The sequence below is a fragment of the Streptomyces sp. NPDC014727 genome (genome assembly GCF_043083485.1).
Taxonomy (GTDB): Bacteria; Actinomycetota; Actinomycetes; order Streptomycetales; family Streptomycetaceae; genus Streptomyces.
The window spans coordinates 55,388-69,679 of sequence record NZ_JBIBYR010000022.1; the positions used below are offsets into that span (position 1 = coordinate 55,388).

Annotated in this window: 10 protein-coding genes; 2 read left to right on the plus strand and 8 right to left on the minus strand. The window is 71.2% G+C overall.

The window, feature by feature from the left end:
* The first annotated feature begins 147 nt into the window (after positions 1 to 147).
* Together ACF1B9_RS28215 and ACF1B9_RS28220 are read left to right on the plus strand one after the other, a co-directional pair.
* Positions 148 to 1,335 (plus strand): PQQ-dependent sugar dehydrogenase, encoded by a 1,188-nt coding sequence (locus ACF1B9_RS28215; protein WP_391742731.1) that lies wholly within the window; start codon positions 148 to 150, stop codon positions 1,333 to 1,335.
* A 22-nt stretch (positions 1,336 to 1,357) separates the two neighbouring features.
* Positions 1,358 to 1,738: a DUF6191 domain-containing protein gene (locus tag ACF1B9_RS28220; protein WP_391742730.1), complete on the plus strand. Its 381-nt coding sequence runs from the start codon at positions 1,358 to 1,360 to the stop codon at positions 1,736 to 1,738.
* Between the two features lie 148 nt (positions 1,739 to 1,886).
* On the opposite strand, the gene ACF1B9_RS28225 is transcribed toward ACF1B9_RS28220, so the two are convergent.
* The 8 genes from ACF1B9_RS28225 to gatB form a co-directional block, all read right to left on the minus strand.
* A complete protein-coding gene (locus tag ACF1B9_RS28225; protein ID WP_391742942.1) occupies positions 1,887 to 5,039 on the minus strand; it encodes an AAA family ATPase in 3,153 nt (1,050 codons plus the stop codon).
* Positions 5,040 to 5,109: 70 nt separating this feature from the next.
* Positions 5,110 to 5,295, minus strand: coding sequence for a hypothetical protein (locus ACF1B9_RS28230; RefSeq protein ID WP_391742729.1), 186 nt, complete (start codon positions 5,293 to 5,295; stop codon positions 5,110 to 5,112).
* Positions 5,296 to 5,576: 281 nt separating this feature from the next.
* Complete coding sequence (locus ACF1B9_RS28235) at positions 5,577 to 6,320, minus strand: hypothetical protein (protein WP_391742728.1); 744 nt, start codon at positions 6,318 to 6,320, stop codon at positions 5,577 to 5,579.
* 127 nt (positions 6,321 to 6,447) lie between these two features.
* Positions 6,448 to 7,002 (minus strand): GNAT family N-acetyltransferase, encoded by a 555-nt coding sequence (locus ACF1B9_RS28240; RefSeq protein ID WP_391742940.1) that lies wholly within the window; start codon positions 7,000 to 7,002, stop codon positions 6,448 to 6,450.
* Positions 7,003 to 7,037: 35 nt separating this feature from the next.
* Positions 7,038 to 9,248 carry an MMPL family transporter gene (locus ACF1B9_RS28245; protein WP_391742727.1) on the minus strand — a complete coding sequence of 737 codons (2,211 nt, stop codon included), beginning with the start codon at positions 9,246 to 9,248 and terminating at the stop codon, positions 7,038 to 7,040.
* A 288-nt stretch (positions 9,249 to 9,536) separates the two neighbouring features.
* Positions 9,537 to 9,848 (minus strand): hypothetical protein, encoded by a 312-nt coding sequence (locus ACF1B9_RS28250; RefSeq protein WP_391742726.1) that lies wholly within the window; start codon positions 9,846 to 9,848, stop codon positions 9,537 to 9,539.
* A 407-nt stretch (positions 9,849 to 10,255) separates the two neighbouring features.
* A complete protein-coding gene (locus ACF1B9_RS28255) occupies positions 10,256 to 12,382 on the minus strand; it encodes a phosphocholine-specific phospholipase C (RefSeq protein WP_391742724.1) in 2,127 nt (708 codons plus the stop codon).
* Between the two features lie 394 nt (positions 12,383 to 12,776).
* On the minus strand, positions 12,777 to 14,285 hold the full coding sequence (gatB, locus tag ACF1B9_RS28260) for an Asp-tRNA(Asn)/Glu-tRNA(Gln) amidotransferase subunit GatB (protein ID WP_365690974.1): 1,509 nt from the start codon (positions 14,283 to 14,285) through the stop codon (positions 12,777 to 12,779).
* Positions 14,286 to 14,292 lie beyond the last annotated feature (7 nt).

The window sequence follows — 14,292 nt, forward strand, 5'->3', positions numbered from 1 at the left end:
CACCGGGCCGTCTTCGTGATCGCCCGTGGAGAAACTCGGCGCGCACGGGAACCCGGGGCGGGGCCGCGGTGTAAGAACAGTAGTCGGCTGGCCGTCGAAGGGATCGATGCTGTGCGCGGTGTTCTGTTCGGATCTGTACGAGGCCCCGTGGGGCGTCGCCGGGGCGGGCGCCGGGGGGCGGTGGCCGCGTTGGTGGCGGGCTCGCTGGTGCTGGCTGCGGGGTGCTCCCCGGGCAACAGCGCGGGCGGTCCGGCGGGCGGCGGAGGCGTGCCGTCGGCGTCCCGCCCCTCGCCGACCGGCTCGGGCCCGTCGGCCGACCTGCCACCCGCGAAGGGCTCGGTGAAGGTGGTCTCCACGCTCACCGAGGGTCTCGACTCGCCGTGGGGGCTGGCCGAGCTGCCCGGCGGCGATCTGCTGGTCTCCTCGCGCGACAAGGGCACGATCACCCGGATCGACGCGAAGAACGGGAAGAAGACGCTGCTGGGCGCCGTGCCCGGGGTGTCGCCGGGCGGCGAGGGCGGGCTGCTGGGCATCGCGGTCTCCCCCACGTACGGTTCGGACCATCTGGTGTACGCGTACTTCACGACCGCGTCCGACAACCGCATCGCACGCATGCAGTACGACGAGAACGGCACCACGCCGGGACGGCTGCTGGGTGCCCCGGACACCATCCTCCGGGGCATCCCGAAGGGCTCGATCCACAACGGCGGGCGGATCGCCTTCGGCCCGGACCACATGCTGTACGCGGGCACCGGGGAGACGGGGGACCGCGAGCTCGCGCAGGACAAGAAGTCGCCGGCCGGCAAGATCCTGCGGATGACCCCCGACGGTCTGCCGCTGCACGGCAATCCGGAGGCCGACTCCGTGGTGTATTCGTACGGACACCGCAATGTGGAGGGGCTGGCCTGGGACGGGCACAAGCAGTTGTGGGCGTCCGAGTTCGGGCAGGACACCTGGGACGAGCTGAACCGGATCGTGCCGGGTGGGAACTACGGCTGGCCGGAGGTCGAGGGCAAGGCGGGGAAGAAGGGTTTCATCGATCCCGTGGCACAGTGGAAGACGTCCGAGGCGTCTCCGAGCGGCATCGCGTTCGCCGAGGGCTCCATCTGGATGGCGGCTCTGCGCGGTGAGCGGCTCTGGCGGATTCCGTTGTCCGGCAAGGGGAACGGGGAACCCCTGGCGGCCCCGCAAGCGTTCCTGAAGGGGAAGTACGGCCGTCTGCGCACCGTGCTCGCCGCGGGCGGCGACAGGCTCTGGCTCGTCACGAGCAATACGGACACCCGTGGCACCCCGAAGCCGGGAGACGACAGGATCCTGGTGCTGGAGGTGCGATAGCGGCCACAGCAGACGAAAGGGCGTGCGACCGGTGTTCAACTTCTTCGAGGAACTCTTCGCGCCGGGCCGCAGGCATGCCGCCGAGGAGCAGAAGCGCCTGGAGCTGACCCGCGTGGACCTCGGCGTCGGCGACCCGGGGCGCGGGCCGATAGACCTGGCCTCCGGAAAGGTGATCGTCAGGGCCTCCGGTACCGGTGCGGACGGGGCTTCCGGCGGCGGTGCGGACGGCGCTTCCGGCGGCGGTGCGGACGGCGCTCCGGGCGAGTACGAGGGCGGCACCGGCGGCGGTCCCGAGGCCGGTGGTGGGACGCCATCCGGCCAGGGCCGGGCCGCGGACGCTCCGGACGGGGCGTCCGGGCCGGATGCCTCGAACGCTCCGGGGGCCGTTCCGGACACGCGGTAGACGGTCCTTCCGGACGCACGGTCGCAGAGGGCCGGTCCGGGTGCATCGCTGCAGGAGGACGGTCCGGGCGGCCGGGGCGCGGCTCCCTGACCAGGGAATCGGGCCGGGCGGCCCGGGGCCGTTCCCGGACCGGTAGGCGCTCCTGGGGTCAGGAGGCGCTCCCCGCCGGGTACAGGCGCAGCCGGTGGGCCAGCGCGGCCGCCTCGCCGCGGCCGGCGACGCCCAGCTTGGCGAGGATGTTCGAAGCGTGCACGCTCGCGGTCTTGGGCGATATGTAGAGCTCCTCGGCGATTCTGCGGTTGGTGTGACCGGCGGCGACCAGACGGTGCACATCCTGTTCGCGTCGTGTCAGCCCGAAGGACTCCAGCGCCGCCGCGGCCGCCTCGCGCAGGTGGTCCTCGGTCTGCTCGCGGTCCACGGCCTCGTCGGAGCCGCCGTCCCGGGCGGGGACGATGACGGCGGCGGGCATCTCGTGGGCGGGAGCCGGGGTCCGGTCGGGCGGGGTGAGCGTGACACGGGCCCGGCCGGCCAGTAGCTCGATGGCCTCGGTCAGCGGGCGTGCGTCGAGCCGCCGGGCGGTCCGGTGGGCGTCGCGCAGCAGCGTCGTGACTGCGGACCGGTCGCCGGAGGCGATGAGGAGGGCCTCGGCCCAGCGGTGACGGATCTGGGCCAGCTCGTACGGGCGTTGCAGAGGGGCGAAGGCGGCGGCGGCGCGGGACCAGTGGTCGGGGGTGTCGAGGCCCTCGGCCCTGGCCAGTTCGGCGTCGACCAGGAGACCGTAGGCGGCCCAGATGGGGATGAGCATCGGCAGCCGCTTCAGGTGGGTCCGGATGCTCGCGAGGATCGCGGGACGGCCGGGTTCGGCGGCGGGCAGACCCCGGGCGTCGGCCTCGGCGGCGGCGGCGACATGGAGCAGCGGCAGCGCATAGCGCTGGGTGCCGGGCGGGAAGCCCTCCTTCGCCTGGGCCTCGAACGCGGCCCGCGCCTCGGAAAGCCTGCCCTGTTGCACGGCGAGGGCCATGGCATGGCGGACGGGGGAGATGAGGTGCTGGGGCTGCGGGTCACGTGTTCCGAAATGGCGCCGGGTCAGGGCGAGTTGGATCTCGGCCTCGGCCAGGTCACCCCGGACGAGGGCCAGTTCGGTACGGCGTGCGGCGACGAGCCCCTGCGCCTTGCTGGACTGGGCGGCGCGGGCCGCCGCGTCGGTGGTGGCCCGGCTCTCGTCCCAGTGGCCGAGGGAGAAGAGCGAGGTCGCCTGGTTGCAACGGACCCATGCCTCCATGTCGACGATGCCGTGGCTGCGGCTTATCTCGATGCCGTGGTCGGCGGCCGCCACGGCTTCCAGGGAACGCCCCATGGCTTCGAGGGTGGAGGGGAGGTTGATGCCGGCCCGGCTCATGATGCCGACCAGGTGCAGTTCGTCGGCGCGGTCGCGGACCGCGTACATCTCGGCGATACCCTCGTCCACACCACCCGCGTCGGCGGTGAGCCAGCCACGGGTCAGTCTGGCGTGCAGTTCGATGTACTCGTCGCCGACGAGTCGGGCGTACTCCACGGCACGGTCGACGGCGCGCAGCGTCTCGGCGCCCGGCCGGTGCAGGGCGCCCCAGCCCGCCACGCTCATCAGGACGTCGGCATGGACGACGGACGGGGGCAGGCCCCGGACCAACTCCTGGGCGTTGGCCAGCTCCTGCCGTCCGTCACCACGGGTGAGGTCCTGCATCAGCCGGGAGCGCTGGACCCAGAACCAGGCGGCACGCAGCGGGTCGTCCTCGCCGTCGAGAACGCGCATGGCCTTCTTGGCGATGGCCAGGGCGCGTTCGCGTTCGCCGCCGAACCGGGCGGCGACGGTGGCCTCGGCCATCAGGTCGAGATAGCGCAGCGGGGTGGCCTCGGGGTCGCAGCCGCAGGCCGGGTAGCTCTCGGCGTAGTCGATGGGGCGCAGGGTGCGGCGCACGCTGTCGGGAGCGTCGTCCCACAGCTCCATCGCCCGTTCCAGGAGACGGAGTTGCTCGGAGAAGGCGTAGCGGCGGCGGGCCTCGACCGAGGCCTTCAGTACGGCGGGCAGGGCCTTGGCCGCGTCGTGAGCGCCGTACCAGTAGCTGGCGAGCCGGGTGGCGCGTTCACCGGCGCGGACCAGTGCGGGATCGATCTCCAGGGCTTCCGCGTACCGCCGGTTGAGCCGGGAGCGCTCGCCGGGCAGCAGATCGTCACTGACGGCCTCGCGGACCAGGGAGTGCCGGAAGCGGTAGCCGTTGCCCTCCGGGGTGGTGAGCAGCAGGTTGGCGCCGACGGCCGCCCGCAGCGCCCCGATGAGCTCGTCCTCGCCCAGGCCTGCGACCGCGGCCAGCAGTTCGTACTCCACGGCGGAACCACCCTCGGCCACGATCCGGGCGATCTTCTGCGCGTCCTCGGGGAGCGCTTCGACGCGGACGAGCAGGAGGTCGCGCAGTGAGTCGGAGAGCCGGGAGCGGTCGCCGCTCTCCAGACTGCAGGCGAGTTCCTCGACGAAGAAGGCATTGCCGTCGGAGCGTTCGAAGATCTCGTCCACGAGGGCGGCCTCGGGGGTGGCGGCGAGGATGCCGGTGAGCTGGCGGCAGACCTCGGCGCGGTTGAAACGGGCGAGTTCGATCCGGCGGACGGTGCGGAGCCGGTCCAGTTCGGCGATGAGAGGGCGCAAGGGGTGGCGGCGGTGGATGTCGTCGGAGCGGTAGGTGCCGATCACGACGAGGCGCCCGCTGCGCACGGTACGGAAGAGGTAGGCCAGGAGATGCCGGGTGGAGGCATCGGCCCAGTGCAGGTCCTCCAGGACGAGGACGACCGCGCGCTGCGCGGAGATGCGCTCCAGGAGTCTGGCGGTGAGTTCGAAGAGTCGGGCGGTGCTGTGCTCGTCGGTCGCGTCCCGGTCGGCCTCGCCGAGTTCGGGGAGCAGCCGGGCGAGTTCGCCCTCCTGCCCGGCGCAGGCCGCGGCCATCTCGTCGGGCAGGGTACGGCGCAGGGCGCGCAGGGCCGTGGAGAACGGGGCGTAGGGCAGACCGTCGGCGCCGATCTCGACACAGCCGCCGACGGCGACGACAGCCTCGCGGCGCACCGCCGCCGCGAGGAACTCCTCGACCAGCCGGGTCTTTCCGACCCCCGCCTCGCCCCCGACGAGCAGCGCCTGCGGCTCGCCGCCGGAGTGGTCGGCCCGGCCGGCGCCCTCGGCGCCGACGCGGGTGAGCGCGTCGACGAGCGAGGCGAATTCACCTGCGCGGCCGACGAACACCGGACTGACGGACCTGGTCTCCACGTCGCCGAGCATCGCACACGGGTCCGACAGTCCGGGCGACGGAATCGGTTCGTCCGACATGACGACGGCCGTCACACGGCCGCTACGCGGCGTGGACGAACCGGTCCCAGTCCGTACTCACCGGCCCCTCCGCCTCCTTGTGCACGGCATCACGGGCGGTCCGGCGAGCGGCCCGGCGAGCGCGGCGCGCCTCCACGGCGAGCCGCTCGTACTCGGCCCGGCGCAGCAGTTCGGCCTCTTTCACCTGGTGCAGTTCAAGCATGTACATGTGCTTCTCCCTGAGAACGACGGCCCGTTCGGGGCCGGGGGCGGCAGTGCCTCTGCCGTGCTCCCACCCTCGTCCGCCAGGGGGTGTCGCCACATCGGGCGAGTTCCGCATCTTCTGGGGCCGGGGCTCCTTAGCCGGGTGCGGACACCGCCGCATACGGCGCGGGGCGGACCGGATCGATGCCTTAGGGTCTTCCGTTCGGACCAGGCCGGATCAGCGATCGGGCACGCGAGCCCGGCATGATCCGAACAAAAGACCTCAGGGTCCGGGGCGGTGCGTACTCACTTACTGATGCCCGCGGTCGGCAGGGACACGATGAGGTCGAAGTACATGCCGATGGAGAGCACCACGCCGAGGACGCCGAGCGCGATGCCGGCGGTCGCGACCGCCCGCACCCAGCCGGGCTGCGGGTGCGGGGACGGTGCGCCGAAGGCCGGGCGTACCAGGGCGAAGACGCCGACCAGCACGGCGAGCAGCGCGAAGAGGCCGTTGACCAGTGCCGTGGAGTGCCAGGCGTCGCCGTAGATCGCGGAGATCTGCTGGGCCGCGGTGCTGCCGGTCGAGGTCTTGATCTGCCCGATGAGGGTCTCACGCTCGGCGGCGACCCTGCCGGTCCAGGACCCGCTGAGCGCGACGACGCCGAGACCGGCGGCGGCCACGGCCGCGGCGGCCGGGCCGAGACCGGAGGGACCCTTGTCGGAGTCCTCGATCTCGGAGTCCGTGAACTCGGAGTCCTCGATCTCGGAGTCCTTGAGGCCCGGGGCCTTGCCGTCGCCGTCCGCGGGGCCGGATTCCCCGGGTCCGGCGTCCGGGCCGAGATCCTGCGCGGGCTCCGGGACGGCACCCGCCGCCGTGTCTCCGGCGGCCACCGCGCGCTCTCCCCCGGCTTCGGCCGCTCCCTGGTCGAGGCTGTGCGCCGTGTCCTCGGGGGCGGTCTGCTCGGCAGCCGTCTTCTCGGTATCGGAAGCGGCGGGGCCTGTGGGGGTGGTGGGGTCAGTGGGGTTGGTGGGAGTCCTGGGGTTCATGCCCCGCACGCTAGGCGGCCCGGATGAGAACCCTCTTAACGCCCCCCGGCCGCCCTCGGCCCGTCGCGATTCCTCCGGCCGCCCTCAGAGCCTGTGGGTGGCCTCTGATCGGGCGGCCGACAGGCCCTCAGGCGTTCCGCGCCCGCCACTCCGGTGCCAGCACGGACCAGATCTCCGAGTCGTGCCGCTCGCCGCGGTACAGGTAGTTCTCGCGCATGACCCCGTCCCGCTTCATGCCGAGCCGCTCGGCCACGGCGATGCTGCGGGTGTTCGCGGCGGACGCGCCCCACTCCACGCGGTGCATGCCGCGCTCGAACACCGCCCAGTCGATCAGTTTCCGTGCCGCCCGGGTGATCAGCCCGCGCCCCTGCGCCGCCGGTTCCAGCCAGCAGCCGACCTCGCAGTTCCCGGACTCCGTGTCGAAGATCCGGAAAAGGACGCCTCCGACGAGGGTGCCGTCCAGCCAGATGCCGTAGAGCCGTCCCGTGTCGGCCGCCTGCTTCTCCGCGTACCGCCGGAGCAGGGCACGCGCCGAGTCCAGGTCGGTGGCGTAGGAGGCGAAGGGGATCCAGGGGTCGACGAGCTCGCGGGCCCGGTCCACGTGGGCGAGGAACTCCTCCGCCTGCCAGATCTCCAACGGCCGCAGTTCGGCTCCGTCATCGTCCAGGGATATCGCGAACATCATGCTCCTTCTCGAACCGCTTCCACCGCGTGCGCCTACTGCGTCACGTCCACCGGATCCACCGGTTGTGCTGTCCGCGGGATCTTCGCACGCGGCGCACGGCACTCGGGGGACTCGATGCTGATCCGCGGCAGCCGCCGGTCCAGCCAGGCCGGCAGCCACCAGTTCGCGCCGCCCAGCAGATGCATGAGCGCGGGGACCAGCAGGGTACGGAGAACGAAGGCGTCGAGAGCCACGGCCGCGGCCAGTGCGATGCCGAACATCGCGATGACCCGGTCCCCGCTGAGGACGAACGCGAGGAAGACCGAAATCATGATCACTGCCGCGGAGTTGATCACGCGGCTGGTCTCGGCGAGGCCGACCCGGACCGCCCGTCTGTTGTCGCCGGTCTCCAGCCACTCCTCGTACATCCGCCCCACCAGGAACACCTGGTAGTCCATGGAGAGCCCGAAGAGCACAGACACCATGATCACCGGAAGGAACGGCTCGATGGGACCGGAACTGCCCAGCCCCAGCAGCTCGCTCCCCCACCCCCACTGGAAGATCGCGACAACGACCCCGAACGAGGAGGCGACGGCGGCCACGTTCATCGCGGCGGCCTTCAGCGGGATACCGATCGACCGGAAGGCCAGCAGCAGGAGCAGACAGCCGAGCCCTATGACGACACCGACGAAGAGCGGGAGTTTGCCGATGATGATCCGGGCGAAGTCGTCGTAGCTGGCCGTCATCCCGCCCACATGGGCCCGGAGCGAGGTGTTCGCCTCGGCCCGTGGGAGGACGTCCGTACGCAGCCGGTCGACGAGCGCGCTGGTCTCCTGCGACTGCGGGGACGACTTCGGTACGACGGTGACGAAGGCCGTACCGCCGTCGCCGTTGTACGTGACCGGGCCGACCGAGGCCACCCCGTCGGTGGCCCGCAGCGTGGCCGGCAGGCCGTCCATCGCGAGCCGGTCGTCCGCGCCGTCGAGCTTCGCGGCGATCGTCAACGGGCCGTTGACCCCCGGGCCGAATCCGTCGGCCAGCAGGTCGTACGCCTGCCGGGTGGTCGACGACGAGGGGTTGTTGCCCTGGTCGGAGGTGCCCAGATGCAGGGAGAACGTGGGCAGCGCCAGGACCAGCATCACCACGGCGGCGAACGCCCCGAGCAGCTTGGGGTGGCGTTCGACGAAGGCGGACCAGCGGGCGGCGAAGCCGGTGGGCAGTTCGGGCTGCGGCCCGCGTTCGGCGAGTTGTCTGCGCTCACGCCGGCTCAACGCCCGCATGCCGATGAAGGACAGCAGGGCGGGCAGCAGGGTCACGGAGGCGGCCACGGTCAGGACGACGGTGAGCGAGGCGGCGACCGCCACACCGTTGAGGAAGCCGAGCCGCAGGATCAGCATGCCGAGCAGCGCGACGCAGACGGTGGCTCCGGCGAAGACGACGGCCCGCCCGGTCGTCGCGACGGCGTTCCGCGCCGCCTCGGTGACCGTCATGCCTCTGCGCAGCCCGGTGCGATGCCGGGTGACGATGAACAGCGCGTAGTCGATACCCACGCCGAGCCCTATCAGCATGCCCAGCATGGGTGCGAAGTCGGCGACGGTCATCACATGGCCGAGCAGCACGATGCCCGCGTACGCCGTTCCGACGGAGACGAGGGCGGTGGCGATGGGCAGAATGCTGGCGGCGAGCGAGCCGAAGGCCAGGAACAGCACGACCGCCGCGACGACGACCCCGATGGCCTCGCTGAAGTGGACGGAAGGCGCCTCGGTGAGGGCCACGGCCGAGCCGCCCAGTTCCACCTGGAGATGGTCGCCCGCGGCCGCCTTCGCGGTGTCGACGACTGCCTGCGCCTGCTGCACCGGGATGTCTTCGGACTGCTGGTCGAAGGTGACCGTGGCGTAGGCGGTGTGTCCGTCCTCGCTGATCTGCCCGGCTCCGGACTCCCCGTACGGCCCGGTGACGGCTCCGACGCCGGGCAGCGCCTCGACCGCGTGCAGGGTCCGGGTCATAGTCTGGCGGACATCGGCGGCCCGCACGGTGGAGTCGGTGGTGTGCCAGACGATGGTGTCGGCGTCACCGCCGAGGTTCGTGAAGCCGTTCTTGAGCAGTTCGGCGGCCCGGCCGGACTCCGTACCGGGCGCCTCGTAGTCGTTGGAGTACGCGGAACCCGCGAAGCCCGCCGCGGTGGCCGCACCGCCGAGGACGAGGAGCCAGATGAGAACGGCGACGAGGCGGTGCCTGATGCACCAGCGGGCAATGGCAGCCAACGGACGTGCTCCCTGAGGGTTCGTGGCTCTTCAGCGGGACAAAACATGAATTACCCGTAAAGAACACATGTCCTGAGAACTGCCACTCTGGCAGCCGATGGTGATCATTTGTCCCTTTCGTGGTCATACTCACAATGGTTTCGGGACACACTGCGGATTCCCGGCTCACCGTGGCCTTCGGACGCACGGCCACCTCCGGGGACCGTGGCCTCGGGATCCACGAAGGCGTCGGGACCCGCCAGGACCTCGTCATGCACCGCCGCATCGGGCCCCACTCCGGCGGCCGGCTCACCCGGCTGTCTGCCGCCTCAGCCGGTCAGCCGCTCCTCCCGGCAGCAGCGGCAGTACGGACTCCAGGCCCTCGATCATGTCGTCGAGCAGCGACCGCTGCCTGATCCGGCCCGACGCCGCGTACCAGCAGGTGGCGTGGGCGACGACGACATAGCCGGCGAGAGCGGCCCGGGTGAGGGTGCCGGGCGGCATGGCGTGGACGTCCAGGTCCCAGAACGGATCGCCGTTCGGATAGTCGTTGAGCACGCTCCCCAGGCTGCTGATGCTGCTCCGGTGGTCCTCCGGGACGATGTCGGGAATGCCCTCCACACTGCCCGGCAGGATCACATCGGCGGCTGCCCGCGCCCAGCCGGCGGCGTTGCGAGGGCAGGCCTCGGCCCGGAGCGCCGCGCCGTCCGAGGACGTACGGCGCCATGTTCACCAGACCGAGGGTGAGCAGGACCGCCTGCTCACCGCCCGGTTCGGCGGTGAGCAGGCGGGCGCACTCCAGAACGACGGGGTCCGCCTCCTCGGGAGCGGCGTCCGGCGCGACCCCGGCCCATTTTCTCGATCAGTTCACTCATGATCAAGGAAAACGCGGCCATGCTCCGACGGTTCCGACAGTTCCGACGGTTCCGACGAGCGTCGAACTCCCGTACGCACAAGGGTCCGCCGGCCGGGCCTGCCGGCCCGTCTCCCCGTCTGCCTGCAGCCCGTCAGCCGTCAGCCGTCAGCCGTCAGCCGGAGACGCTCACCCGGCCGTTCTCGATGTGTCCCATCAGCCTGCGCCGGAAGGCGTCGTCCCCGTCGACGGTGACGGCCAGGTCGTACCAGCCGTGCGCGTCGGCCGCCGAGTGCACCACCGTACGGCTGCGGCCGGGCTTGACCTTGACCGTCCTGGTCCAGTCCCGCAGATCCGCCTCGTCGACGTATCCGAGCGGCCGTACGGTGAAGGTGAGCGTGGTCCGTCCCGTGTTGCGCAGGGTGAGGTGCAGGTCCCGCTCGTGCGCGTCGATCCGCGAGGCGACCTCGGCCCCGGCGGCGACGCCGTCCTTCCCGGGCCCGGCGAACTCGCGCCGGAAGCCGTTCGGTCCCGTCACCGTGAACCGGTACGCCGCACCGGTGATCGGCACCGTCCATTGCGCGGTGCCCGTTACGTCCCGGTGCTGCGGAACGGGGAACTCACCCGCGTACGGGTACAGCGCGAAGTGTGCGGACGAGCGCCCCGTGTTGCTGAGGGCCACCCGCACCGCGCCGCCCACCAGCTTCGCCTGGGCGTCCGGCTGGTACGGCAGCGCACGGGCCGGGCGCGCCCCGGGCTCCTGTACGGGCATCTGCTGCACGAGCGGCGGCTTCGGCGCCCAGCGTCCGCTGAACGGCGGGATGGCGCCCGGCTGTTCCACCTTCGGCCGGCGACGTCCGCGCGTGAAGTCGAAGGCGGAGGTCAGATCACCGGTGACGGTGCGCCGCCAGTCACTGATGTTCGGCTCCTTCACCCCGGTCCAGCGTTCCAGGAAGCGGATCACGGAGGTGTGGTCGAAGACCTCGGAGCAGACGTAGCCGCCGACGGTCCACGGCGACACGACGAGCAGCGGCACCCGCATCCCGAGACCGGTGGGCTTGCCCTCCCACTGCTCCTCGGTGACCTCGGGCGGCGCGACCGGCGGCGGCACGTGGTCGAAGAAGCCGTCGTTCTCGTCGTAGTTGATGAGAACGACGGTGTGGCGCCACACGTCGGGGTGCTTGCCCAGCGCGTCCAGGACCTTGTAGACGATCGTCGCGCTGTGGATCGGCGAGGAGACGCTCGGGTGCTCGGAGTCGACGGCCGACGGCACCAGATAGGAGACCTCGGGCAGCGTCCCCGCCGCCACGTCCTTGGCGAACTCATCGGCCAGCGTTCCGGTCTCCACCCGGCGCAACGCCCGCTCGAAAAGGCTGCGTTCGGCCTTGTCCAGGGTGGCGACCCCCTCTTCGAGCAGACCGAACAGCCGCTCCCGCTCCGCGGCACCGGCGTCCCGTATCGCGGAGTAGAACGACTCCATGTACGTATGCCCGCCGGTCTTCGCGAGTGCCTTGCGGGCGATCGCCTTGAAGGTGGCGAAGAACTCGATCTGGTTGTCGGTGAAGTTCTCCCACTCGGTGTACGTACGCCAGCTGCGCCCTGCCTTCTCCAGCCGCTCCGCGTACGTGCCCCAGCCGTAGCCGGGGTGCGTGCCCTCGTCGTACGCGTCGTTCCCGACGGCCCGCTTGCCGTTCGCCTCGTTGCCCGTCTTCCCGCTCCACAGGTGGTTGCGGTTGGGGCTGGTCGAGGAGTGGATGGAGGAGTGGTAGGCGTCGCAGACCGTGAAGGTGTCGGCCAGTTCGTAGTGCAGCGGGATGTCACGGCGGTCGTAGTACGCCATGGTGGCGGCCGTCTTCGCGGTCACCCAGCCGTTCATCCACCCCCCGGCCCATGCCTTGCCGCCACCGCTCCAGGAGTGGTCGAGCGCGCCGATGTACTGGAGGTCCTTCTTCTGCGCCTCGGCGGCGTCGCGCACCGGGAACGGCAGCACGGAGGCGCCCGCCGCGGCGGGCTGCTCGAAGACCGGCTTGCCGGAGGGAAGCTCGACGGCGTTGCGGTCGCCGAAGCCGCGTACGCCCCGGAGCGTCCCGAAGTAGTGATCGAAGGAACGATTCTCCTGCATCAGGATCACCACGTGCTTGATGGCCCCGAGTTCGCCGCCGCCACCGGACCCCGCCGAGTGCGCCGGCTGCGCGGCCATCGCTGCCTGCAGCGACGGCGGCAGCAGCGACCCCGCCGCCGCGACACCGAGCGCACCGCCGCCGAGCGCGAAGAGCCGCCGCCGTGAAATATCCGTGGTCAAGTGAGCCTCCCGAGTCCGGTCGTACAGCCCGGAAACTAATCAAGCCAGGTGGCGCCGGGAAGGATTTCGTACGGCCCTGTGGTGAACGTCCAACAGGTCGGCCGGAAAATCCGGCCTGGGACCAGGGGACCGCACGGGCCGCGGTCACCAGCACGGCCGCGGGTACGGCGACGGTCGCCTCCGGCAGCCCCCGGGGGCGTACGACGGCAAAGGCCAGTACGCCGAGCAGGAGCACGCAGGAGACGATCTCGGCAGTGACGGTGTTCAGCGGACCGGGCGACTCTGTGGACGGGTGACCGGGGACTCTCTGGACGAGTGAAGGGGCGGCGCACCCGTCCCACGGATGCACCGCCCCTTCAAGGACGTGCGGAAACCGCCCGCGCAGGGGCCGGGATCAGCCCTCGACGCCGAGCTTCTCCAGGATCAGCTCACGCACCCGGGCCGCGTCGGCCTGGCCGCGGGTGGCCTTCATGACCGCGCCGACGAGCGCGCCCGCGGCCGCGACCTTGCCGCCGCGGATCTTGTCCGCGATGGCCGCGTTGGCCGCGATGGCCTCGTCCACGGCAGCGCCCAGCGCGCCCTCGTCGGAGACGACCTTCAGGCCGCGCTTCTCGACGACGGTGTCCGGGTCGCCCTCACCCGCGAGGACGCCCTCGATCACCTGGCGTGCCAGCTTGTCGTTGAGATCGCCCGAGGTGACGAGCTCGGCCACCCTGGCGACCTGCACCGGGGTGATCGGCAGCTCGTCGAGGCCGCGGCCGGTCTCGTTGGCGTTACGGGCCAGCTCGCCCATCCACCACTTGCGGGCCTGGTCCGAGGGGGCGCCCGCGTCGGTCGTCGCGACGATCAGGTCGACCGCGCCCGCGTTGAGAATGGACTGCATGTCGTGCTCGGAGACGCCCCACTCCTCCTTCAGCCGGTTGCGGCGCACCCGCGGCATCTCGGGGAGCCCCTTGCGGAGCTCCTCGACCCACTCACGGGCCGGGGCGACCGGCACCAGGTCGGGCTCGGGGAAGTAGCGGTAGTCCTCGGCGTTGTCCTTGATACGGCCGGCCGTGGTGGAGCCGTCCTCCTCGTGGAAGTGCCGGGTCTCCTGCACGACCGTGCCGCCCGAGCTCAGCACCGCGGCGTGGCGCTGGATCTCGAAGCGGGCGGCGCGCTCGACGGAACGCAGCGAGTTCACGTTCTTCGTCTCGGAGCGCGTGCCGAACGTCTCGGTGCCGTTGGGGCGCAGCGACAGGTTGACATCGCAGCGCATCTGGCCCATTTCCATCCGGGCCTCGGAGACGCCGAGCGCCTTGATGAGCTCGCGGAGCTCGGCGACGTACGCCTTGGCGACCTCGGGGGCGCGTGCGCCCGCTCCCTCGATGGGCTTGGTGACGATCTCGATGAGCGGGATGCCCGCGCGGTTGTAGTCGAGCAGGGAGTGGGACGCGCCCTGGATACGGCCGGTGGCACCGCCGACGTGGGTCGACTTGCCGGTGTCCTCCTCCATGTGGGCACGCTCGATCTGCACCCGGAAGATCTCCCCGTCCTCCAGCTGGACGTCCAGATAGCCGTTGTAGGCGATCGGCTCGTCGTACTGGGAGGTCTGGAAGTTCTTCGGCATGTCCGGATAGAAGTAGTTCTTCCGGGCGAAGCGGCACCACTCGGCGATCTCGCAGTTCAGCGCGAGACCGATCTTGATGGCGGACTCGACGCCGATCTCGTTGACGACCGGCAGCGCGCCGGGCAGGCCGAGGCAGACCGGGCAGGTCTGGGAGTTGGCGTCCTGCTTGAGCTCGGTCGAGCAGCCGCAGAACATCTTGGTCTTGGTGCCGAGCTCGACATGGACCTCCAGGCCCATGACGGGGTCGTAGGACGCGAGCGCGTCCTCGTACGACACCAGGTCGGTGACAGTCACGGTGAAA